The sequence below is a fragment of the Rhizobium sp. LEGMi-198b genome, from assembly GCF_054114205.1.
This window is the reverse complement of sequence record NZ_JBSYVH010000001.1, coordinates 642,044-663,138: the sequence shown is the minus strand read 5'-3', so window position 1 is coordinate 663,138 and position 21,095 is coordinate 642,044. Positions and strand designations below refer to the sequence as shown.

The window sequence follows — 21,095 nt, the reverse complement described above, 5'->3', positions numbered from 1 at the left end:
CGTCTTAGGACTTCTTATCGGCTGGCGGCGGCGTTGTCGTATCGGGCGACGGGGTGACCGCCGGAGCCGGATCAGGCTGCTTGGTCTTGTCGACCGTCCTTGGATCGTTGTCGAGCGCCGGCAGACCGTTGGCGATCTTCTCCTTGATCCTCGGAATATCCACGTCCTCGGGCTTGGAGGCCAGAGCGCGGTTCCACTGATAAACCGCCTCCAGCTTGCGGTTGACGCGCCAATAGGCATCGCCCAGGTGGTCGTTGATCGTGGGATCGCCGGCCTTCAACTGCGCGGCACGCTCCAGCTCGTTCACGGCATCGTCGAAGCGGTTGAGGCGGAAATAGGCCCAGCCGAGCGAATCGACGATGTAACCGTCATCCGGCTTCAGATCGACAGCCTTCTTGATCATGTTCAGACCCTGGTCGAGGTTCATGTTCATATCGACCCAGGAGTAGCCGAGATAGTTCAGAACCTGCGGCTGGTCGGGGTTCAGCTCCAGCGCCTTCTTGAAATTCGGCTCGGCCTTGTCCCACTTCTTCAGCCGCTCATAGGCGATGCCGCGCTGGAAGAACACGGCCCAGTCGCCGCGATTCGGCACGGCGCCGATGACTTCCGCGGCCTTGTCGTAATTATCCGCCATGCCCTGGAAGTCCTTGGCGTCCGAGAGAACGCTGCCATAGGCGAGGTAGCTGCGGATATCGTTGGGGTCGGAATCGATCAGCGCCTTCAAATGCTTGCGCGCATCGTCGACCTTGCCGGACTGGGCGAGTGCAAGGCCGAGCTGCAGCTCGGAGATGCGGGCCATCGGCGAGGTATTAGGCACCTTCTTGTAGAAGGAGATGGCGCGGTCCATCTGCTCCTGCTTCTCCGCAAGTCCGCCAAGCAGAACCAGCGTGTCGGCACTCTTGGGATCGAGCGTATTGGCGATCTGTAGATAAAGCGAAACGACATCTTCGGCGCCGTCGCGGTTGAGCGCCGCGCCGACGGTAAAGAGAACCGAGGCTGCACCCTGCGTGCTGTCGGTCACTTGCTGGTCCGGCGTTTGGCCCTTGTTGATGCTGTCGCGCAGCGCGTTCAGTGGCGCGTAATTGTTGATGAGGTTGTCGCCGACCGAAACGGCATCCAACGCCTTCTGCTTGTCGCCGGCTTTGGCTTCAAGCGCTGCAAGCGCCATCACGGCGCGCATGAATGTGTCGGGGGCCGTGGCGCCGCCCGCCTTGTCGAGAATGGCGTCGTTCAGGTGCGAGCGGGCGGACTTCGTATCGCCAATGGTAATGGCAATGGCACCGGCATGGTAATTCTTGAAGATGTTGAACCAATCCGGCCCCTTCATCTTGTCGATCATGGCAATCGCTTCCTTGCCATGGTTGGAACCGGCGCGGGCCCAGGCCAGCAGAAGACCGGCCATCATGCGGTCGAGATCGTTCGGGCCGTCATATTTGAGAATGTCCTGCGCGGCCTTGTAGTCATGCCGGCGGATGGCGTCCATGCCGCGTACGATCGTGGTGACGCGTTCGACCGAGGGATCGTTCTTCAGCTCGTTGGCGTACTTCACACCCTCTTCGAGATTGCCGTTGAGCAGCAAAGAGATCATCAGCCGCTGGCGGATCTCCGGGTTGCCCGGTTCGATCATCAGCGCCTTTTTATAAAGCGAAATCGCGGTCTCATAGTCATGGTCTACATCGGCGGTACGGGCAGCAAGGAAGGCGCCTGCGAAGGTATCGACATTTTCCGCATCGAAGGTCACCGGGGCGCTGGCCTCCGGCGTTGCCGGGGCATCCACCGCGCGCGCGCTGTTCAACGCGGCCATCGAGAGGATCGCCGCCAGGGCTGCGCCCGAGAGGAAACGAATGGCAAGTCTCTGCCGCATTAGTAAGCCTTTCATCAAGGGATTTGCCGGTGAGAGCGCCGGCGGCACGCGTTCGTGTCAATTGATTCACAACAGGATGGCTTTTTTGAAGCGCTCCTGCAAGAAATTCGGCCGGCGGCGATTAGTTCACGCGTTCGATGCAGAAATCGATCACTTCCATGAGCGCGGATTTCCACGGCGTTTCCGGTAGCGGCGCCAGTGCGTCGCGGGCGATGGTGCCGTAATGAACGGCACGGGCGATGGTGTCGGTGAGCGCACCATATTTGGTGATCAGACCCAACGCCTTTTCCAGGTTCTCGTCGCTGTTGTTGCCGGTCTCGATCGCGTCGCGCCAGAAAGCGCGCTCTTTTTCGGTGCCGCGACGATAGGCGAGAATGACCGGAAGCGTGATCTTGCCCTCGCGGAAATCGTCGCCGACATTCTTGCCGAGATCGGCGGCCTTGCCGCCGTAGTCCAGCGCGTCGTCGACCAGTTGGAAGGCGAGGCCGAGATTGGTGCCGTAGGACTTCAGCGCATTGCGCTCGGCCTTGCCGGCATTGGCGACGATCGGTCCGACTTCGGCGGCGGCGGCAAACAGCGCCGCCGTCTTGGCGCGGATGACGGAGAGATAATCGTCTTCCGTCGTTTCCATGTTCTTGGAGACGGAGAGCTGCAGCACTTCGCCTTCGGCGATGACGCAGGCAGCCGAGGACAAGACGTCGAGAGCATCGAGCGAGCCGACCTCGACCATCATGCGGAAAGCCTGGCCGAGCAGGAAATCACCGACAAGGACGCTTGCCTGGTTGCCCCAGATCATGCGGGCCGTGGACTTGCCGCGGCGCAGATCGCTTTCGTCCACCACGTCATCGTGCAACAATGTCGCCGTGTGCAGGAATTCGACTGAGGTGGCGAGCTTGATGTGATTGTCGCCCTGGTAGCCATAAAGCGCGGCCGAGGCGATGGTCAGCATCGGCCGCAGGCGCTTGCCGCCGGAAGAGATCAGGTGCTCGGCAACTTCGGGGATCATCTGCACATCGGAGCCGGCTTTCGACAGGATGAGCTGGTTGACGCGTTCCATATCCGCCTTGGTCAGGTCCACCAATGGCTTGATGGAGGCCAGTTTATTCTTGCTTTCTTCAAGCGGTATCACGACGCCCAACGATCCGGACTCCTGTTCATTTTCTGCAAAGCACAATAAGAAGGGGCGAAAGAGGCGGCAAGAGGCGATTTGTCTCGTCTCGCAAATTTGACAGGAAACCCAAGGCTTATGCACGAGCTGATACGCACCAATGATCCCGTTTTACTCTCCTTCGCCGAGAGCCTGATGAAGGACGCCGGGATTCATTGCTTCGTCGCGGATCAGGCCATGAGTGTTCTCGAGGGCTCGCTCGGCATGCTGCCGCGTCGTTTCATGGTCGAGGATGAGCGCGCCGATCAGGCCCGGCGTATTCTCATCGATGCCGGCCTCGGCGACGAGCTGCGCCCAGTGCGCGGCTGAGGTTCGTCATGGCCGATGACCTTTCCGAAACCATCGACGCCTTCCATCGCGGCGGGTTCCATATCGTCCAGCCGAAGGGCAGGGGCCATCGCTCCGGCATGGACGCCATGTTGCTCGCTGCTCTCGTGGCCGATGACCGCAGCATAAGGGTGGCCGATCTCGGTGCGGGGGCGGGCGCAGCCGGCATGGCCGTGGCCTCGCGGCTTGAACGGGCGGAGGTGGTGCTGTTCGAGCGCTCGCCGGAAATGGCCGAGTTCGCCCGCAAGAGCCTGGCGCTTTCGGAAAATGCCCGCTTCGCCGGCCGTGTCGCTGTTGTCGAGGCCGATGTGACCCTGACCGCGAAGGCCCGCAACGACGCCGGCCTGATCGATGACAGCTTCCATCATGTCATTATGAACCCGCCCTTCAACGATGCCAGCGACAGGCTGACACCGGATGCGTTGAAAGCGCAGGCGCATGCCATGACCGATGGCCTGTTCGAAAGATGGGTGCGAACGGCAGGCGCGATCATGATTCCCGGCGGTCAACTGTCGTTGATCGCCCGGCCACAATCGATCGGCGAGATCATCGCCGCTTGCGGCCGTCGGTTCGGCGGTATCGAGATCACGCCCATCCATCCGCGGGACGGTGAAAATGCCGTCCGCATCCTAGTGACGGCAATCAAGGGCTCACGGGCGCGGCTGGCGCTGCGGGCGCCGCTGATCATGCATGGCGAGGGGACGCACAAATTCTCCGACTTCGTCGACGACCTCAACAATGGCCGCGCCGCCTATTCCCGAAAGTAGTGTGCCGTCCCGCAAGCATGACGCGGTTTTCGGCAAGATTATCCGAAATCAGGGCATGCCCCGGAACGCATCGAAGATCAGCTTGATGTTCAGGATGGCGATGGCGAAGGCGATGATATAGGCGACGGTGCTCAGCCAGCGCGGCGCGACGAGATCGCCCATTTTGGTCTTGTCGGCGGTGAACATGACCAGCGGGAAGACGGCGAAGGAAAGTTGCAGGCTGAGTACGACCTGGGTCAGGATCAGCAGATCCGCCGTACCGGAATCGCCGTACCATATGGTGACGACCCCGGCCGGAGCGATCGCCAGTCCGCGCGTCACGATGCGGCGCAGCCACGGTTTCACCTTGAGCCGCAGAAAACCTTCCATGACGATCTGCCCGGCAAGCGTTGCCGTCACCGTCGAGTTGAGGCCGCAACAGAGAAGCGCGATCCCGAACAGTGTCGGCGCGATCGCCAGGCCGAGAAGCGGAGCCAGCAGCGATTCCGCCTGAGCGAGTTCCACGACATCGGTGTGGCCATGGGCGTGAAACGCCGCGCCGGCGAGAATGAGGATGGAAGCGTTGATGAGCAGGGCGAAGGTTAGTGCAACGGTCGAATCGATCGTGGCATAGGTCAGCGCCTCTTTCTTTTCCGGCAGCGTATGGCCGAAGGCACGCGTCTGCACGATGCCGGAATGCAGATAGAGATTGTGCGGCATGACCGTCGCGCCGAGGATGCCGAGCGCGAGATAGAGCATGTTCGGATCCCTGACGATCTCAGTCGTCGGGAAGAAGCCCTTGATGACCTCGCCCCAATTGGGATCGGCAAGGAAGAGCTGGATGCCGAAACAGAAGGCGATGACGCCGAGCAGGGTGATGATCAGCGCCTCTACCCAGCGAAAGCCCAGCCGCTGCAGGAAAAGAATGAGAAACACGTCGAAGGCGGTGACGAGCACGCCAATTTCGAGGGGCAGGCCGAAAACGAGATTGAGGCCGATGGCGGTGCCGACGACTTCCGCGATATCCGTCGCGATGATGGCAATCTCCGCCATTGCCCACAGCGGCACGGAGACGTAGCGCGGATAGGCGTCCCGGCAGGCTTGAGCCAGATCGCGGCCGGTGGCGATTGCGAGACGCGCACAGAGCGCCTGCAGCACAACGGCCATGATGTTGGACAGCAATGCGACGGTCAGCAGGGCATAGCCGAATTTCGATCCGCCGGCGAGCGAGGTCGCCCAGTTGCCGGGGTCCATATAGCCGACCGCGACAAGATAGCCCGGACCTGCGAAAGCGGCGACGCGACGCAGCACCGAGCCGCCCTTGGCGGTTTCGACCGAGCGATAAACATCGGAAAGAGTGGCCTCTTGTCGGTCATGGCGCCAGCCGGCATCGGGCTTGGGTTTCATAAGATCCATGGGGCTTCCGCAGGCTTCGATACTGCGAGAGGTATGCGGTTTAGAATGATAATGCAATTCATTCGCAACAGGAAAAACCATTCCCGCTCGCATTCGCCTCGGCTGTGGCATTCCTGCAATCCGTAATAGCGGAGAAAAATCCGCGATAGTGACGATTGTTTCATATGGCGGCGGATGCATCTCCATTCTGTTGGAGGAAAGATAATTGGAACAATTTTTTATATTGAACGCTATTTTTGGTTCTTCTATCCAAATTCTTATCGAGAGCCGAAACGCGGCTGAGCACCGGAGATGACCGATATGAACCCCGCCATGAACATGATGCCGATGATGAATCCGATGATGGGTGGCATGATGAACCCGATGATGAACGGCATGATGATGCCGATGATGAACCCCATGATGGGCGGCATGCCGATGATGGGCCAGATGCCGATGATGAATGGCATGATGATGCCCATGATGCAGATGATGATGAGCAAGATGACGTGCAAAACGACGCCGAAGGGCATGGTTTGCGAGATGATGCCGATGGAAGGCATGGACAGGGACATGTTCATGGAATGCTGCAAGCGCATGATGTCTATGATGTCGTCCGGCATGCCGATGATGATGATGTGCGGCAACATGATGATGTGCTGCACGATGGAAGCGGCCTGATTCATCCGGTCGCAACCCGGAATAACAAGCAGACCTCCATCTGCCTCCGGCCGTCCGAAAGGGCGGCCTCTTTTTATTCACCGGCATCTTGGCCCCGCTGCCTTAGCCCCGAACTTCCTCGACATAGGTGGTGACAAGATAGAGCACGGCTTCGCTGCTGGTCATATTGCGGTAGCTATGGGCGACATCGGCGTCGAAGATTGCGGCGTCGCCTTCGCCAAGGAGCTGCGGCGGGTGTTTGCCCGCGACGATTTCCACCGTGCCGCGCGAGACGACAAGATTCTCGATCGTGCCATGATGATGCGCCTCGGCGGTCTCCGTGTGATAGGGCGCGATGCGCAGCTCGTAAAATTCGACCTTGCGTTCGCTTTCATAGGGAAAGAGCGCCCGCGTCTGGAATTTGCCTTCGGAGGCGGACAGGACCTTCGTCTTGGCGTGGGTCAGCACCTGCAGCGAGGTGGTGTCGTGCGGCTCAGCGATCAGGAAGCCGCAGGGGACATCCAGCGCTGCGGCAATCTTCCAGAGGATGCTGATCGTCGGGCTACTTTTGCCGGTTTCGATCTGACCAAGCATGGCGCGGCTGACGCCGGAGATTTTTGCCAGCCGATCCAGCGAATAGCCGCGGCGCGTGCGCAACCGGCGAAGATTCTGGCCGGTCAATGCCGAGATTTCGTCGACTGTCTCGGCTCTTGAGACCACATGCAGGGGTTCGACCGATTCAAGCGCCATAGCTTGGATTACCAAGCGGCATCACCGGGACGAAACCCATGAAAGGAATCCACATCAGGAAAGGCTGCGCGGGCCATGCGGAAACGGGAACCTGCTGTATCGGCGCACTTTTGGCGCGGGCATCGCGATAAGCTTGGAAATCGATGACGTTGGCAGCCTGGCCGGACATACGGAACTCCTGATCACAGTCCCATAAATCTATTTTTTTGATCGACTAATGTAGAGGGAGCGGCGCCCAATCTTGACGGACACGGAGAAATGTTTTTCCCGGCTGCCGTTCTTGCAGCGAAAGCCCGTCCTCTCTTCCTTCGTCCCTCTGCTGATCGGCAAAAAACATGGCGGCCAGGCAGGGAACCGGGTGCGAAATGCAAGGATGGATGTTGCGTTTGCCGTTTCCATGCATACATCACCTGCAGCAAACATCATGAATCAGGGATGACGAATGGCTGGATTTTTTAGGCGCATGCTTCCGAAGCGGTTTCGCAAGGAAAAGGTGGTCATTCCTGTCGTCCGGCTGAGTGGTGTCATTGCCTCCGGCGGCGGTCCCCTCCGGCAATCGCTCAATCTTGCGGGCGTGTCTCAGGCGCTGGAAAAGGCCTTCGGCATGAAGGCAGCCCCGGCCGTCGCGCTCGTCATCAATTCTCCCGGCGGTTCGCCGGTGCAATCGCGGATGATCTATAACCGCATCCGCGATCTTGCCCGCGAGAAAGAGAAGAAGGTGCTGGTTTTCGTCGAGGATGTGGCGGCATCCGGCGGCTATATGATCGCGCTCGCCGGCGATGAGATCATTGCCGATGCCACCTCCATCGTTGGTTCCATCGGCGTCGTCTCCGGCGGCTTCGGTTTTCCGGAGCTTTTGAAGAAACTCGGTGTCGAGCGCCGCGTCTATACAGCCGGCGAAAACAAGGTGATCCTCGATCCGTTCCAGCCGGAGAAGGAAAAGGACATCGAGTATCTGAAGAGCCTGCAATTGGAGATCCACAAGGTCTTCATCGACATGGTGCGCGAACGCCGGGCAAGCAAGCTGGCGGCGGATGAGGTCGTATTCTCCGGCCTCTTCTGGACCGGCGGTCGCGGTCTGGAACTCGGCCTCATCGACGGGCTCGGTGATATGCGCCAGGAGCTGAAGAAGCGTTTCGGCGACAAGATCAAGCTCGAGCTGGTCACCACGCCGCGCAGCCTCTTCGGCCGTCGCGCGCCGGGCATTTCCCTTTCAGGCATGGACGGCATCGGCGCCGGCCTTGCCTCCGGACTTGCAGAGGTGGCAGAGGAAAAGGCATTGTGGGGGCGGTACGGATTGTAATCGGGAGCGCTGCGTGATGCCGCAGATCATCTTCTTCATCGTTGCTGTCGGCGGTATTTGGCTTCTTTATCGACGCTTCCTGCGCGACGCCCGAAAACTCACCGAGAAATCACGCCGCGCCGAAAGCGAACGGCGCACGGGCGCCATCGGAACGCTGGTGAAGGACCCGAAGACGGGCGAGTATCGGGTGAAGCGGGAAGATGAGTGAAATGGACAAGTCGGAACGACGCAAGCGGACTTTAGAGAAGCTGAAATCATTCGGATGCAAACTTCCCGCCGATTGGAGATTTGATCGCAATCAAGCCAATGCACGTGGCAACGATACCGATCTCAACGTCGCTTCTTTACCTGAGACATCCAATCCGCGCCCGCATAGCTGATGCAGATGATGCGGACGATCCTGGTCGTGTCATCTACGGTGAAACACACGACCGCCTTTTCTGAAGCAGGTATTGCCCGCAACGTTGGTCCCATATCGGTGCGAATGGTGCCTATATGTGGAAATTCGCTGAGCTTGTCGATGAAGTCGGTGATTGCGTCTACCTTCGCTAGACCGGCTTCGATACCTGCATAGTTGGAAATCAAATCTACGATGTCGAAGAGATCGCGCTCGACAAATGGATGCTTCGTTATCGCATATCGCATGGGATAACTTACTTAGTGTATTTCTGGCGCAGTCGATCTTTCACCCTGGACGCCATTTCCTTACCATCCCAAGGCAGCCACCGGTCATCCGGCAATTCCATTCGCCGGCGAATTTCGTCCGCCATGTCGGACACGACGTCGTCGGGCGCCTTGTCATGATGCGTTATTTGGTCGATCTGCTCGATAGCTGCTTCAACGAGATCGGAGATCGATGGAAATGCGCCTTCCTCGACCATCTTCTCTGCAAGGCGGAGATGGCGCTCCGATAAGGTGATTTCTGTTTTGACGTTCATGATCCTTGTCCAAAGCAGCGTGGAGACGCATAGCCCTATCTATACGTCATCTCTTGACCCTTGTCTTCCATCGTGGCACCTGTCGCGCCAACGTACACCAAGCAGATAGTAGCTGATCTCCATGACCGCGACCCCGCCCGATAACATGAATCCGAAGCGCTCGTTCCAGGCGTTGATCCTGACGCTGCACAATTATTGGGCCGACAAGGGTTGTGCGGTTCTGCAGCCCTACGACATGGAAGTCGGTGCCGGCACGTTTCATCCGGCGACTACCCTGCGCGCGCTCGGCCCGAAGCCGTGGAAAGCGGCCTATGTGCAGCCGTCGCGCCGTCCGTCCGATGGCCGCTACGGCGAAAATCCCAACCGGATGCAGCACTATTACCAGTATCAGGTCATCCTGAAGCCCAATCCGCCGAACCTGCAGGAGCTCTATCTCGGCTCGCTGGCGGCGATTGGTCTCGATCCGCTTCTGCATGACATCCGTTTCGTGGAAGACGATTGGGAGAGCCCGACGCTCGGTGCCTGGGGTCTCGGCTGGGAATGCTGGTGCGACGGCATGGAAGTGTCGCAGTTCACCTATTTCCAGCAGATTTGCGGCATCGAATGCGCGCCAGTCGCCGGCGAGCTGACCTATGGGCTTGAGCGTCTGGCAACCTATGTCCAGGGTGTCGACAGCGTCTACGACCTGAATTTCAACGGTCTCGAAGGTGACGAGAAGATCACCTATGGCGATGTCTTCCTGCAGGCCGAGCAGGAATACTCCCGGCATAACTTCGAATATGCCAACACGGAAATGCTGCACCGCCATTTCATCGACGCCGAGAAGGAATGCCAGGCGCTGCTCGCTGCCGGTGCGCCGGGCGACAATGCCAATCAGCTCCTGCACAAATGTGTCTTCCCGGCTTACGACCAGTGCATCAAGGCCAGCCACGTCTTCAATCTGCTCGATGCGCGCGGCGTGATCTCTGTCACCGAACGCCAGAGCTATATCCTGCGCGTCCGCACTTTGGCGAAAGCCTGTGGTGAAGCCTTCCTGCTCACGGATGCCGGCGGTGCGAACTGGGGCAAGCAGGCAGCGTAAGACATTGGCGGAATAGCGAAAGCGGATGACAACATCCGCGAAGCCGCATAGTGTCCCCTCGATTGTAGTCCCAGCGGGGGTTCGCCATGTATATTATTTTGGCGGTCATCATACTGGCCGCACTTTACGCTATTTTCATTTATAACGGCCTCGTTCGTGCCCGACAGGTGGCCGAGGAGGCGTGGTCTGGTATCGACGTGCAGTTGAAGCGCCGCGCCGATCTGATCCCCAATCTGATCGAAACCGTGAAGGGCTATGCCGCCCATGAGCGTCAGACGTTGGATGAGGTCGTGGAGTTGCGCAACAAGGCGCAGGCGGTACCGTCGGGCGATATCGCCGCCCGCGGCCAGGTGGAAGGCCTGCTTTCACAGGCCCTTGGCCGTGTGATCGCGCTTGCCGAAGCCTATCCCGATCTGAAGGCCAACACGAATTTCCTCGAATTGCAGCGCTCTCTCGAAGGTATCGAAGGCGAAATCCAGATGTCGCGGCGCTACTACAACGGTGCGGCCCGCGATCTCAACGTCAAGGTCGAGAGCTTCCCCAACAATCTGCTCGCCGGCCCCTTCGGTTTCAGCAAGCGCGCCTTCTTCGAAATCACCAACGAGGCGGATCGCGCCGTTCCATCCGTCAAGTTCTAAAATTCCTCCTATCGGTTTTGCATTCCAGGCGGTAAAGGAAGCCGACCGCAGGCCGTTGGCCGCTTTCTGGACTGACCAAAGAGATTGATGATGGGTAGAGCCAAACTCACGATTATCCCGCCGGGCAAGCCTTTGACCGGACGTGCCATGCCTCCGGGATCGAAGTCGATCACCAACCGGGCGCTGCTGCTCGCCGGCCTCGCCAAGGGAACCAGCCGGCTGACGGGTGCGCTGAAGAGCGACGATACGCGCTATATGGCGGAAGCGCTTCGTGCCATGGGCGTGACGATCGACGAGCCCGACGACACGACTTTCATCGTCACCGGCAGCGGCAAGCTCCAGCCGCCGGCTGCACCGCTTTTCCTCGGCAATGCCGGCACGGCGACACGCTTCCTGACGGCTGCTGCTGCGCTGGTCGACGGCAAGGTTGTCGTCGATGGTGACGCCCACATGCGCAAGCGACCGATCGGTCCGCTGGTCGATGCGCTCCGCTCTCTCGGTATCGATGCTTCGGCGGAAACCGGCTGCCCGCCCGTGACCATCAACGGCACCGGCCGCTTCGAGGCGAGCCGTGTTGAGATCGATGGCGGCCTCTCCAGCCAATATGTCTCGGCGCTGCTGATGATGGCCGCCGGCGGCGACCGCCCGGTCGATGTCGTACTGCTTGGCGAACATATTGGCGCTCTCGGCTATATCGATCTGACGGTTGCCGCCATGCGCGCCTTCGGCGCCAAGGTGGAGCGTGTCAGCCCGGTCGCCTGGCGCGTCGAGCCTACCGGCTATCATGCGGCCGATTTCCTGATCGAGCCGGATGCCTCTGCCGCAACCTATCTCTGGGCAGCCGAAGTGCTGAGCGGCGGCAAGATCGACCTCGGCACGCCGGCAACGGAGTTCTCGCAGCCGGATGCGCGTGCCTATGATCTGATTTCGAAGTTCCCGCATCTTCCTGCCGTCATCGACGGCTCGCAGATGCAGGACGCTATCCCGACGCTCGCCGTTCTCGCCGCCTTCAACGAGACGCCGGTGCGGTTCGTCGGCATCGAGAACCTGCGCGTCAAGGAATGCGACCGTATCCGGGCGCTGTCGAGCGGCCTGTCGCGTATCGTTCCGAATCTCGGCACGGAAGAGGGGGACGATCTTATCGTCGCTTCCGATCCAAGCCTGGTCGGTAAAGTCCTGCCGGCCGAGATCGACAGCTTCGCGGATCACCGCATCGCCATGAGCTTCGCCCTGGCCGGTCTGAAAATCGGCGGCATCACCATTCTCGACCCCGATTGCGTCGCCAAGACCTTCCCGTCCTATTGGAACGTGCTGGCTTCGCTGGGTGTTGCCTACGAAGACTGACGCTCTGCCATCTCAAGAGAGGCCTGGGCGCGGAAACATTCTTGACGCGAAGCGGCGCCGGTAACGGCGCTGCAGGTATCTCTTGGGGGAGTGATGACACGGCTTTGCGGGTTTTTCCTGGCTTTGTGCCTGCTGCTTTGCGCAACGACAGTAACGGCGGCCGAACTCATCACCAATTTCGATCAGGCAATCGCCCTGCACCGCGACGGCTCCATGCGGGTCGTCGAGACGATTTCGGTGAATGCGGAAGGCCGTGCCATCCGCCGTGGCATCTTCCGGGATTTTCCGCTGACATTCACCGATGCCAACGGTCGCGAGAACGAGGTGGATTTCAAGGTCGTTTCCGTCGAGCGGGATGGGCAGCCGGAGGATTGGCACAGCGAGCGCATCAAGGGCGGCGAGCGCATCTATATCGGCAAGGCCGACCAAAGCCTTAACCCAGGTCCGCACACGTTCCGCATCACGTATGATACCAATCGTCAGATGCGCTATTTTGACGATCATGACGAGCTTTATTGGAACGTCACCGGCAATGGCTGGCAGTTCCCGATCCTCAATGCCAAGGCGATCGTCACATTGCCCGATGGCGTGGAGCCTCAGCAGCTAGCGGTCTTCACGGGGCCGCTCGGCGCCAATGGCAAGAACGCCAGCACCAGCGCGCAGGGCAACATCGTCACCTTCGTCACGACCCGGCCGCTTGCCATAGCCGAAGGCCTGACGATCGCCATCAAGCTCGCGAAGGGGGCGATCGCGCCGCCGAGTGCTGGCCAGCAATGGGGCTGGTTCCTCCGGGATCATCTCGATACGACCATCGCCATTGGCGGATTGATCCTGCTGTTTGCCTATTACATGCGGAGCTGGATCGCAGTCGGCCTCGACCCTCCGCCCGGCGTCATGGTCCCGCGCTGGGATCCGCCCGAAGGTATTTCGCCGGCGCTGGTCAATTATATCGACAACCGGGGTTTCGTCCGCTCCGGATGGACGGCGCTGTCGGCGACGGCGATCGATCTTGCGGTGCGCGGCTATGTCATTCTCGACAACCTGAAGGAAAAAGTGGTCATCCGCCCGACCGGTAAGGCAGGCAGTGATCTCAGCGGCGGCGACAAAGTGCTCATGCAGGCCGTCGGGCCATTCTCCCCGCTTGTCATCGACAAGGAAAACGGCGAGGCGGTGCAGACACTCGGCTCGAAATTCCGTAGCGCGATCGAGCGCGACCATCGCGGTGAATATTACAAGGCGAATTCACTCTACGTTATTGCCGGCATCGCCTTGTCGATCCTGATTTTGGCTGCCATTGTCATCTTCGGCCGCCTGCATGAGAATGCCCTGCCGCTCATCATCGTGCCGGGATTGCTGTCGATTTTCGTGACGCTCTTGGCCAGTTCGATCGGTCGCAGGTTCCGCAGACGCGATGCCGGCCTCGCCCGGCGCATTCTTTCGGTCTTGATCTTCGCCTTTTTCGGCTTCGTCTTCGTATCCATTGCCGTGAGCGGCTTTGCCGCCGCGGTCGTGCCACTATGGGAGGCGGGCTTGCTCCCGCTGGTGGCCGGCATTGTCGGCATCTTCGCCCTCAATGTTGTCTTCTTCTTCCTGATGGGCGCGCCGACGCCACTCGGACGCAAGATGACGGATGGCATCGATGGTTTGCGGCAATATCTGACATTGGCCGAACGCGACCGGATGAACATGCAGGGCGCACCGCAGATGTCGCCGCAGCATTTCGAAAAACTGCTGCCCTATGCAGTCGCGCTCGGCGTCGAAAAGCCCTGGTCGAGTGCCTTCGAGGCATGGCTTGCCACCGCTGCGGGCGCGGCAGCGGCAGCCTATGCGCCGGTCTGGTACTCCGGCGATTTCCACCCCGGCAATATCGGCGGAACGATCGGCGATTTCTCCTCCTCCATGGCATCCACCATCGCGTCCACGATTCCAGCACCCGTATCGAGTTCGTCCTCCGCCTTCGACGGCGGGGGAGGTGGGGGCGGCGGGTCCTCCGGCGGCGGCGGAGGAGGCGGGGGCGGCGGCGGATGGTAGTTATCTAAAAATCGGCTTCACGGGGGTGAGCCGTCATTGCGGGGTGGGGCATGAGAATATCGTTTTCGGTCAGAAGCCTGCTCGTTGCACTTCTGTCGGTCTGTTGGTGGCACGCCGCTATAGCGGCCGAAACAATTGTCAGTTTTGATCAGACGATGACTGTCGCGCGAAGCGGCGCGTTGCAGGTTGTCGAGACGATCACCGCCAACGCTGAGGGAAAAGCCATTCGGCGCGGCATTTTCGTGACTTTCCACTGGAGTTCGTTGATGCCGCCGGACGCAAAAGGCGAGTCGATTTCAGCGTGATATCCGTCGAGCGCGACGGTCAGCCGGAGGAGTGGCGTGAGGAAGAGATCGACGGCGGCACGCGCATCTACATCGGACGTCCCGACAAGGATGGTAAGACTTTCTTGCTCGACCGTGGCAAGCACACATTCCGCATCACCTATAAGACGGACCGGCAGTTCCGCTTCTTCGATGATTATGATGAGCTTTGTTGGAACGTTACCGGCAATGGCTGGCAGTTTCCTATCCTGCAGGCATCGGCAACGATCATCCTACCTGATGGCGTGAAGCCACAGAGGCTTGCCTATTTCACCGGCGTTGCCAATGCGACCGGCAAGAACGCAACTGCAGTTCAGCAGCCGGATAAGATTGTCTTCTCCACAACCCGTCCTCTGGCAAAAGGCGAGGGGTTGACGGTCTCGGTTATGCTGCCGAAAGGCTCTATTGTGGTGCCGGACGATGCGCCGGCGGTGATTGCGGCTGCCGCGCTCGGCCTGCTTGTCCTCGTCGTATACCACCTCGTGGCCTGGCGCCGCGCCGGGCGAAAGTCTTCTCCTAGAGTTCTCGTGCCGGGTTGGGACCCGCCCGAGAATGTTTCGCCTGCCGTTGCAAACTATATCGACAACAAGGGCTTCCCCAATGGCGTGGGAGCGGCGATGTCGGCCGCTCTTCTCGGCCTTGCCGTCAAGGGTTACGCAAAGCTCGATGATCTCGGCGAGAGGCTTTTGGTGCACTCCACCGGAAAGCCGTTGCCGGAAGCGCTTGATAACTCCGAATTCGTACTAATGAACGCTGTCGGACCGCGTGATCCGCTGGTGTTCGATCGCAAAAACGACGCCGAATTAAAGCGCGTCGCCTGGGCGTTTCGAAAGGTGATCGAGCGGGATCATGAGGGGCGATACTTCAAGTCCAACGCTTCGTATATGGGAGGGAGCCTTCTATTGACGCTAGCGGCGCTTGGTGTCGTCTCGATGAGCGGCCGGGATAGCGGCGGTTTTGTAATGGCGCTAGTATTTGGCCTGTTTGCATTAACGATCGGAGGATTCACCACGTTTCTCCGTCGGCGCGGCGTCAGTCGGCAGACGCGCCTTTCCGCGATCTGGTGCCTTGTGGTCCTGTTCGGCTTTATCGCGTTGGTGTTTGTAGGCGCCATCGCGTCCGACCGGCCCGGGACGGTGCGCCCGGAAGGAATTCTGCTGGCCGGGTTGATCATGGCCATAGTCGGTGTCAATTTCGTCTTTGCTCCCTTCATCGAAACATGGACGAAGCTCGGTGCCAGGGCGATCGGGAAGATCGAGGGTTTGCGGCAGTATCTTTCTCTGGTCGATGAAGGGCGCATGGTGGTGCAGGACGATATCCGCACGTCGCCGGAGCATTTTGAGGAGCTATTGCCTTATGCGGTTGCCCTCGGCGTGGAAAAGAAGTGGTCGCGGGTGTTCGAGACGTGGATCACGAAGGCTGCCGTCGGTTCGGCGGGGCTGGAGCAGGCATCTTCCTACCAACCATCATGGTGCAGACGACACGAACACCATCACCATCACCATCACCATGGGTTGGGCTGGGTGAGCGATGTCGCCGCACTGCCGTCGGCCGTCGCGGCATTCATCCCATCCACCATTTCCCCAACCCCGGTTTCGGCCACCGCTTCTGCCTTCTCTGGAAACGAATCGTCGGAGTCGACCAGCCGGAACGATTCTTCCGATGATCCACCGAACCAGCGCGGTGGTGCTGTCGGCGGTGGCGGAGGCGGCGGTGGCGGCGGCGGATGGTAATTTCGCCGTTTGGCGGGATGACTTTTGCCGCCGGGCTTGCTAAGTCCGCCCGGATCATTTTGCCTCAACGTAAAGACAGCTCCCATGCCCGATCTCCTTCTCGAACTCCGCTCCGAGGAAATTCCCGCCCGTATGCAGCGCAAGGCTGCCGGTGATCTGAAGAAGCTCGTCACCGACGCGCTGGTCGAGGCAGGTCTTTCCTATGAGGGTGCCAGGGAATATTGGACGCCGCGGCGTCTGACGCTCGACATTCGCGGCCTGACGGCGCGCTCCGCCGACGTGCGTGAAGAGCGCAAGGGTCCGCGCACCGATGCCAACGAAAAGGCGATCGATGGCTTCCTGCGTGGTGCCGGCCTGTCGTCCATCTCGGAAGCGCAGGTCATTAGCGATCCGAAGAAGGGCGATTTCTATGTCGCGATCATTTCCAAGCCCGGTCGCGCCGCAGAAGCTATCGTTGCCGACGTCATGCCGGGAATCATCCAGAATTTCCCTTGGCCGAAGTCCATGCGCTGGGGCAAGGCGTCGGCCAAGCCCGGCTCGCTGCGCTGGGTGCGCCCGCTGCAGTCGATCGTCTGCATGTTCGGCACGGAGCATGAAGAGATGGCCGTCATCCCCTTCGAGATCGACGGCATCGTCGCTTCGAACGTGACCTATGGCCACCGTTTCCATGCGCCGCAGGCGATCATCGTCAAGCGTTTCGATGATTACGTGTCCAGCCTGGAAAAGGCGAAGGTCATTCTCGATGCCGAGCGCCGCAAGGACATCATTCTGCACGATGCCCGCGACGTCGCTTTCGCCAACGGCCTTGAGCTGGTCGAGGACGAGGGCTTGCTGGAAGAGGTCTCCGGCCTGGTCGAGTGGCCGCAGGTGCTGATGGGCTCCTTCGAAGAGGATTACCTGTCGATCCCCTCGGAAATCATCCGGTTGACGATCAAGACCAATCAGAAATGCTTCGTCACTCGTCCGCAGGCCGGTGAGACGCTCTCCAACCGCTTCATTCTCGTGTCCAATATCCAGGCGACGGATGGCGGCAAGGAGATCATTCACGGCAACGGCAAGGTCGTGCGCGCCCGTCTTTCCGATGCGCTGCATTTCTGGAAGCGCGACCAGGGCGATTTGCCGGACCTTGAAACGCTGGAAGCCTCTGCCCAAAAATTCGGCCTCGACCTGAAGAAGCCGCTCGATCAGCGCATGGCGAAGCTCGATGCGCTGAACGTCACTTTCCATGCCAAGCTCGGCAGCCAGGGCGAGCGTGTCGCCCGCATCCGCGTGCTTGCGGCTGAACTCGCCAAGATCACCGGCGCCGATCCGGCCAAGGTCGACCGCGCCGCAGTTCTCGCCAAGGCTGACCTGCGCAGCGAAGCCGTCGGCGAATTCCCGGAGCTTCAGGGCCTCATGGGTCGCAAATATGCGGTGCTGCAGGGCGAAGACGCCTCCGTCGCCGCTGCGATCGAGGATCACTACAAGCCGCAAGGCCCGTCAGACCGCGTGCCGGAAGACAAGGTGGCGATCACGGTCGCGCTGGCCGACAAGCTGGACACGCTGATCGGCTTCTGGGCGATCGATGAGAAGCCTACAGGCTCTAAGGACCCTTTCGCGCTGCGCCGCGCGGCTTTGGGCGTGGTGAGAATTCTTCTGGAGCGCAAGGTTCGGCTGCCGCTGCTGGCGACGACAAAAGACATCGATCTTCTCGCCTTCTTCCACGATCGCCTGAAGGTCTATCTCCGCGATCAGGGCGCCCGCTACGACCTTATCGACTCGGTGCTGACGCCGGAAGCCGACGACCTCCTGATGGTCGCCCGTCGTGTCGAGGCGCTGACCGCCTTCATCACCTCGGAAGACGGCAAGAACCTCCTCGCCGGCACCAAGCGCGCCACCCAGTTCCTCGCAGTCGAGGAGAAGAAGGGCACAGTTATTGCCGACGGCGTCTCCGAGAACCTGCTGAAGCTCGATGCTGAAAAAGACCTCTTCGCCGCCATCACCAAGGCCTCAGCCGAGGCGTCCGATGCGGTTGCCAAGGAAGATTTCCGCTCGGCCATGTCAGCGCTCTCCAAGTTGCGCGCGCCCGTCGATCGCTTCGCCACGGACGTGTTCGTCAACGATGAAGATGCCGCCATCCGCGCCAACCGCCTGGCGCTGCTGCGCCTGATCCGCGAGGCAACCGGCACGGTCGCGGATTTCTCGAAGATTTCGGGGTAAGGCATGGAGGCGCGATGACCGGAAAGATCCTCGTCAGCGCCTGCCTCATGGGCCATGCCGTCCGTTACGACGGCCGTTCCAAGCCGCTCGTGCATCCGGCCATCGAGCGTTGGCGTGAGGAGGGGCGGCTGGTGACGATCTGTCCGGAAATGTCCGCCGGCATGGTCGTGCCGCGACCGCCGGCCGAAATTGCCGATGGTGCGAGCGGCGAGGATGTGCTTGCCGGCGCTGCACGCGTGATGGAGATCACCGGCGGCGATGTCACGGCGGAATTTCGTCAGGCGGCCGAAAATGCTCTGGCGCTCGCACAGGAAACCGGCTGCCGCTACGCTCTTCTGATCGACGGCAGCCCGTCCTGCGGCTCAGGCTTCATCTATGATGGCACCTTCTCCGGCGGGCGGCATGCAGGCAACGGCGTCACGGCTGCACTACTGAAGCAAGCCGGTATCGAGGTTTATTCCGGCGGTGAGATTGACCGTCTGATCGAGCGGCTTGCTGCGGCCGACTGAAGCCTTCGACATCCCCATAAGAAAAACCGCCGGGTTTGTGCCCGGCGGTTCATGATGCTGTTACGTTATAGTTTAAGCGGCGCGGCGGTTTTGTCGTGCCAGCGGCCGGCCGTCGTTGACGCGGAAGCCGCGGATGAGGCCGAGCAGATCCTCGGTGTCGGCGGCGAGCGTTTCGGCCGATGCCGTCGTTTCTTCCGCCATGGCGGCGTTCTGCTGAGTGGCGGCGTCGAGCTGGTTCATAGAAGACGAGATCGAGCGCAGCGTCGTATCCTGCTCGGAGGCGCTGTGGGCGATCTTCGAGACGATCTCGTTGGCGGCCTTGATCTGGTCGGAGATGCGCTTCAGCGCTTCGCCGGCCTCGCCGACAAGGCGGACACCCTGGTCGACCTGGCCGGAAGAGCGGGCGATCTGGTCCTTGATCTCCTTGGCGGCAGCGGCGGAGCGCTGCGCCAGTTCGCGCACTTCCTGGGCGACGACGGCAAAGCCCTTGCCGGATTCACCAGCGCGGGCCGCCTCGACGCCGGCATTCAGCGCCAGAAGGTTGGTCTGGAAGGCGATCTCGTCGATGACGCCGATGATCTTGCTGATCTCTTCGGATGATTTCTCGATACCGCTCATGGCATCGATCGCCTGGGCGACGACGGCGTCGCTGCGCGATGCCTCGGTCGAGACGGCATGCACGCGTTTGCTGGCCTCATGCGCGCCCTCGGCAGTCTGGCGCACGGCAACGGTAAGCTCGTCAAGGGCAGCCGAGGTTTCTTCCAGGCTGGCGGCCTGGCGTTCGGTGCGCTGCGAAAGCTCGTTGGAGGCGCGGCGGATCTCTTCCTTGCTGACGCCGATGTCGTTGCCCTTGGCATTGACGCGGCCCATGGCGGCTTCCAAATGCGACAGCGCCTCGTTGAAGTTGTTGCGCAGGCCGGCATAGCCGATGCCGATATCACCGCAGCGCACGGTCAGATCGCCCTGGGCAAGCTCTTCGAGCGCCCTGCCGATGGTGGCGACGACGCGGGCCTGTTCCTGGGCCTCGTCCTGCTGCTGGCGAAGGTTCTGTTCGCGCTCACTGCTGATTTCCAGCTCCTGCGCGGCCTGACGATCCGCCAGGGCGTGACGTTCGCGGACCTTCTCCTGCAGCGACCGGGTCGCCTGCGCCATCAGGCCGATTTCGTTGCGCATCTCGGCGTGAGGAATGATGATTTTCACGTCATCATCAGCCACGGCCTTGAGAGCGGTATGGACATCGGCCAATGGCTTGGTGATGCCGCGAATGAAGTAGAACGCAGCACCAATGCCGACGAGAAAGACGATGCCGCAGATCAGCAGCGCGCGCCACATTGCCGCGTGGATCTGGCCTTCGAGGTCGTCCATATAGACGCCGCAGCCGAGAACGATCTGCCATGGTGCAAAGGCGGCGGAATAGCTGCCCTTCAGGAAAAGCTCGCTGTCAGGATGACCGGGCTTGACCCAGTAATAAACGGTGCGGCCGCCGCCCTTGATGCCCTTTTCGACCATTTCCTTGCTGAAATGCGTGCCGTTCTTGTCGACCTGGCCGGACATATCCTTGCCGACATTGGCTGGGTTGGGATGAAAGCGCATAGTGGCGCTGTAGTCGAAGCCGAAGAGATAGCCCGCCGGTTGGAAGCTGACATGCGAGAGGAGCTTGAAGGCTTCGGCCTGGGCGGCCTCATGTGTCATCTCACCGGATTTTTCGCGCTGATAATATTGATTCAGAACCGAAATGCCGGACTCGACCTGCGTGCGGAGCATATCGAAACGGTCGTCATAGATCGAGTCCGCCTGCGACCGGATCTCGAAATAGGTCGCCACGGCAAAAGCTGCCATAAGCACGCCCAGAAGGGCGAAGAGTTGATGGGCGATCTTGAGATTCTTCATAATGCCTCGCAACAGGGTAGGATGAATACCGGCGCGGTATCCTACCGCCTGTGCGATCGCCTGGGAGAAACCCCAATACGCTTGCCGCTGCTCGAAATGACATGCTGCTGTCCGGTGCAAGCAAAGTGGCGCTTTATATCTAATAAAGATTTAATCAAAACAGCGTGATCGGAAATTAAAAAACTCTCGAGGTAAA

At 60.3% G+C, this 21,095-nt stretch carries 20 protein-coding genes; 11 read left to right on the top strand and 9 right to left on the bottom strand.

The window, feature by feature from the left end:
* Positions 1-4: 4 nt before the first annotated feature.
* Both ACXHXG_RS03230 and ACXHXG_RS03225 read right to left on the bottom strand, forming a co-directional pair.
* Positions 5-1,864: a tetratricopeptide repeat protein gene (locus ACXHXG_RS03230; RefSeq protein WP_283049385.1), complete on the bottom strand. Its 1,860-nt coding sequence runs from the start codon at positions 1,862-1,864 to the stop codon at positions 5-7.
* 121 nt (positions 1,865-1,985) lie between these two features.
* Positions 1,986-3,002, bottom strand: coding sequence for a polyprenyl synthetase family protein (locus ACXHXG_RS03225; protein ID WP_028750582.1), 1,017 nt, complete (start codon positions 3,000-3,002; stop codon positions 1,986-1,988).
* A gap of 108 nt (positions 3,003-3,110) precedes the next feature.
* Here ACXHXG_RS03225 and ACXHXG_RS03220 point away from each other — a divergent pair, with 108 nt between their 5' ends.
* Positions 3,111-3,341, top strand: a complete 231-nt coding sequence (locus ACXHXG_RS03220; RefSeq protein ID WP_457898472.1) for a putative signal transducing protein — start codon at positions 3,111-3,113, stop codon at positions 3,339-3,341.
* A gap of 8 nt (positions 3,342-3,349) precedes the next feature.
* Positions 3,350-4,126, top strand: coding sequence for a tRNA1(Val) (adenine(37)-N6)-methyltransferase (locus ACXHXG_RS03215; protein WP_104822167.1), 777 nt, complete (start codon positions 3,350-3,352; stop codon positions 4,124-4,126).
* Positions 4,127-4,174: 48 nt separating this feature from the next.
* Here ACXHXG_RS03215 and ACXHXG_RS03210 read toward each other — a convergent pair whose 3' ends face one another.
* The 4 genes from ACXHXG_RS03210 to ACXHXG_RS03195 form a co-directional block, all read right to left on the bottom strand.
* Positions 4,175-5,521, bottom strand: coding sequence for an Nramp family divalent metal transporter (locus ACXHXG_RS03210; RefSeq protein ID WP_457898471.1), 1,347 nt, complete (start codon positions 5,519-5,521; stop codon positions 4,175-4,177).
* A gap of 257 nt (positions 5,522-5,778) precedes the next feature.
* Positions 5,779-6,186 (bottom strand): hypothetical protein, encoded by a 408-nt coding sequence (locus ACXHXG_RS03205; RefSeq protein ID WP_457898470.1) that lies wholly within the window; start codon positions 6,184-6,186, stop codon positions 5,779-5,781.
* A gap of 97 nt (positions 6,187-6,283) precedes the next feature.
* Positions 6,284-6,910 (bottom strand): helix-turn-helix domain-containing protein, encoded by a 627-nt coding sequence (locus ACXHXG_RS03200; protein ID WP_104822170.1) that lies wholly within the window; start codon positions 6,908-6,910, stop codon positions 6,284-6,286.
* Positions 6,900-7,079 carry a hypothetical protein gene (locus tag ACXHXG_RS03195; protein ID WP_104822171.1) on the bottom strand — a complete coding sequence of 60 codons (180 nt, stop codon included), beginning with the start codon at positions 7,077-7,079 and terminating at the stop codon, positions 6,900-6,902. Before ACXHXG_RS03195 ends, ACXHXG_RS03200 begins: the two co-directional genes overlap by 11 nt.
* 273 nt (positions 7,080-7,352) lie before the next feature.
* On the opposite strand from ACXHXG_RS03195, the gene ACXHXG_RS03190 reads away from it, so the two are divergent.
* On the top strand, positions 7,353-8,213 hold the full coding sequence (locus ACXHXG_RS03190) for a S49 family peptidase (protein ID WP_283049397.1): 861 nt from the start codon (positions 7,353-7,355) through the stop codon (positions 8,211-8,213).
* A gap of 16 nt (positions 8,214-8,229) precedes the next feature.
* A complete protein-coding gene (locus tag ACXHXG_RS03185; RefSeq protein ID WP_104822173.1) occupies positions 8,230-8,421 on the top strand; it encodes a hypothetical protein in 192 nt (63 codons plus the stop codon).
* A 122-nt stretch (positions 8,422-8,543) separates the two neighbouring features.
* Here the strand turns inward: ACXHXG_RS03185 and ACXHXG_RS03180 are convergent, their stop codons facing one another.
* Both ACXHXG_RS03180 and ACXHXG_RS03175 read right to left on the bottom strand, forming a co-directional pair.
* Positions 8,544-8,858: a type II toxin-antitoxin system RelE/ParE family toxin gene (locus ACXHXG_RS03180; protein WP_457898469.1), complete on the bottom strand. Its 315-nt coding sequence runs from the start codon at positions 8,856-8,858 to the stop codon at positions 8,544-8,546.
* Positions 8,859-8,866: 8 nt separating this feature from the next.
* Entirely contained in the window at positions 8,867-9,151 is a 285-nt protein-coding gene (locus ACXHXG_RS03175; RefSeq protein ID WP_457898468.1) for a hypothetical protein, read from the bottom strand.
* A gap of 121 nt (positions 9,152-9,272) precedes the next feature.
* On the opposite strand from ACXHXG_RS03175, the gene ACXHXG_RS03170 reads away from it, so the two are divergent.
* The 7 genes from ACXHXG_RS03170 (at position 9,273) to ACXHXG_RS03140 (ending at position 19,009) form a co-directional block, all read left to right on the top strand.
* Positions 9,273-10,232 carry a glycine--tRNA ligase subunit alpha gene (locus tag ACXHXG_RS03170; RefSeq protein WP_104822174.1) on the top strand — a complete coding sequence of 320 codons (960 nt, stop codon included), beginning with the start codon at positions 9,273-9,275 and terminating at the stop codon, positions 10,230-10,232.
* An 86-nt stretch (positions 10,233-10,318) separates the two neighbouring features.
* Positions 10,319-10,870: a LemA family protein gene (locus ACXHXG_RS03165; protein ID WP_457898467.1), complete on the top strand. Its 552-nt coding sequence runs from the start codon at positions 10,319-10,321 to the stop codon at positions 10,868-10,870.
* An 87-nt stretch (positions 10,871-10,957) separates the two neighbouring features.
* Positions 10,958-12,214: a 3-phosphoshikimate 1-carboxyvinyltransferase gene (locus tag ACXHXG_RS03160; RefSeq protein WP_283049399.1), complete on the top strand. Its 1,257-nt coding sequence runs from the start codon at positions 10,958-10,960 to the stop codon at positions 12,212-12,214.
* Positions 12,215-12,307: 93 nt separating this feature from the next.
* Complete coding sequence (locus ACXHXG_RS03155) at positions 12,308-14,245, top strand: DUF2207 domain-containing protein (RefSeq protein WP_457898466.1); 1,938 nt, start codon at positions 12,308-12,310, stop codon at positions 14,243-14,245.
* A 253-nt stretch (positions 14,246-14,498) separates the two neighbouring features.
* Entirely contained in the window at positions 14,499-16,301 is a 1,803-nt protein-coding gene (locus ACXHXG_RS03150) for a DUF2207 domain-containing protein (protein WP_457898816.1), read from the top strand.
* An 84-nt stretch (positions 16,302-16,385) separates the two neighbouring features.
* On the top strand, positions 16,386-18,500 hold the full coding sequence (glyS, locus tag ACXHXG_RS03145) for a glycine--tRNA ligase subunit beta (RefSeq protein ID WP_457898465.1): 2,115 nt from the start codon (positions 16,386-16,388) through the stop codon (positions 18,498-18,500).
* Positions 18,501-18,514: 14 nt separating this feature from the next.
* Positions 18,515-19,009: a 2-thiouracil desulfurase family protein gene (locus ACXHXG_RS03140; RefSeq protein WP_457898464.1), complete on the top strand. Its 495-nt coding sequence runs from the start codon at positions 18,515-18,517 to the stop codon at positions 19,007-19,009.
* A gap of 72 nt (positions 19,010-19,081) precedes the next feature.
* Here the strand turns inward: ACXHXG_RS03140 and ACXHXG_RS03135 are convergent, their stop codons facing one another.
* On the bottom strand, positions 19,082-20,899 hold the full coding sequence (locus tag ACXHXG_RS03135) for a methyl-accepting chemotaxis protein (protein WP_457898463.1): 1,818 nt from the start codon (positions 20,897-20,899) through the stop codon (positions 19,082-19,084).
* Between the last annotated feature and the right edge of the window lie 196 nt (positions 20,900-21,095).

Coding starts and splice junctions, on each gene's coding strand:
- ACXHXG_RS03230 (WP_283049385.1), bottom strand. CDS start 1,864: ATGCGGCAGAGACTTGCCATTCGTTTCCTCTCGGGCGCAGCCCTGGCG.
- ACXHXG_RS03220 (WP_457898472.1), top strand. CDS start 3,111: ATGCACGAGCTGATACGCACCAATGATCCCGTTTTACTCTCCTTCGCC.
- ACXHXG_RS03215 (WP_104822167.1), top strand. CDS start 3,350: ATGGCCGATGACCTTTCCGAAACCATCGACGCCTTCCATCGCGGCGGG.
- ACXHXG_RS03210 (WP_457898471.1), bottom strand. CDS start 5,521: ATGGATCTTATGAAACCCAAGCCCGATGCCGGCTGGCGCCATGACCGA.
- ACXHXG_RS03205 (WP_457898470.1), bottom strand. CDS start 6,186: ATGAATCAGGCCGCTTCCATCGTGCAGCACATCATCATGTTGCCGCAC.
- ACXHXG_RS03200 (WP_104822170.1), bottom strand. CDS start 6,910: ATGGCGCTTGAATCGGTCGAACCCCTGCATGTGGTCTCAAGAGCCGAG.
- ACXHXG_RS03195 (WP_104822171.1), bottom strand. CDS start 7,079: ATGTCCGGCCAGGCTGCCAACGTCATCGATTTCCAAGCTTATCGCGAT.
- ACXHXG_RS03190 (WP_283049397.1), top strand. CDS start 7,353: ATGGCTGGATTTTTTAGGCGCATGCTTCCGAAGCGGTTTCGCAAGGAA.
- ACXHXG_RS03185 (WP_104822173.1), top strand. CDS start 8,230: ATGCCGCAGATCATCTTCTTCATCGTTGCTGTCGGCGGTATTTGGCTT.
- ACXHXG_RS03180 (WP_457898469.1), bottom strand. CDS start 8,858: ATGCGATATGCGATAACGAAGCATCCATTTGTCGAGCGCGATCTCTTC.
- ACXHXG_RS03175 (WP_457898468.1), bottom strand. CDS start 9,151: ATGAACGTCAAAACAGAAATCACCTTATCGGAGCGCCATCTCCGCCTT.
- ACXHXG_RS03170 (WP_104822174.1), top strand. CDS start 9,273: ATGACCGCGACCCCGCCCGATAACATGAATCCGAAGCGCTCGTTCCAG.
- ACXHXG_RS03165 (WP_457898467.1), top strand. CDS start 10,319: ATGTATATTATTTTGGCGGTCATCATACTGGCCGCACTTTACGCTATT.
- ACXHXG_RS03160 (WP_283049399.1), top strand. CDS start 10,958: ATGATGGGTAGAGCCAAACTCACGATTATCCCGCCGGGCAAGCCTTTG.
- ACXHXG_RS03155 (WP_457898466.1), top strand. CDS start 12,308: ATGACACGGCTTTGCGGGTTTTTCCTGGCTTTGTGCCTGCTGCTTTGC.
- glyS (WP_457898465.1), top strand. CDS start 16,386: ATGCCCGATCTCCTTCTCGAACTCCGCTCCGAGGAAATTCCCGCCCGT.
- ACXHXG_RS03140 (WP_457898464.1), top strand. CDS start 18,515: ATGACCGGAAAGATCCTCGTCAGCGCCTGCCTCATGGGCCATGCCGTC.
- ACXHXG_RS03135 (WP_457898463.1), bottom strand. CDS start 20,899: ATGAAGAATCTCAAGATCGCCCATCAACTCTTCGCCCTTCTGGGCGTG.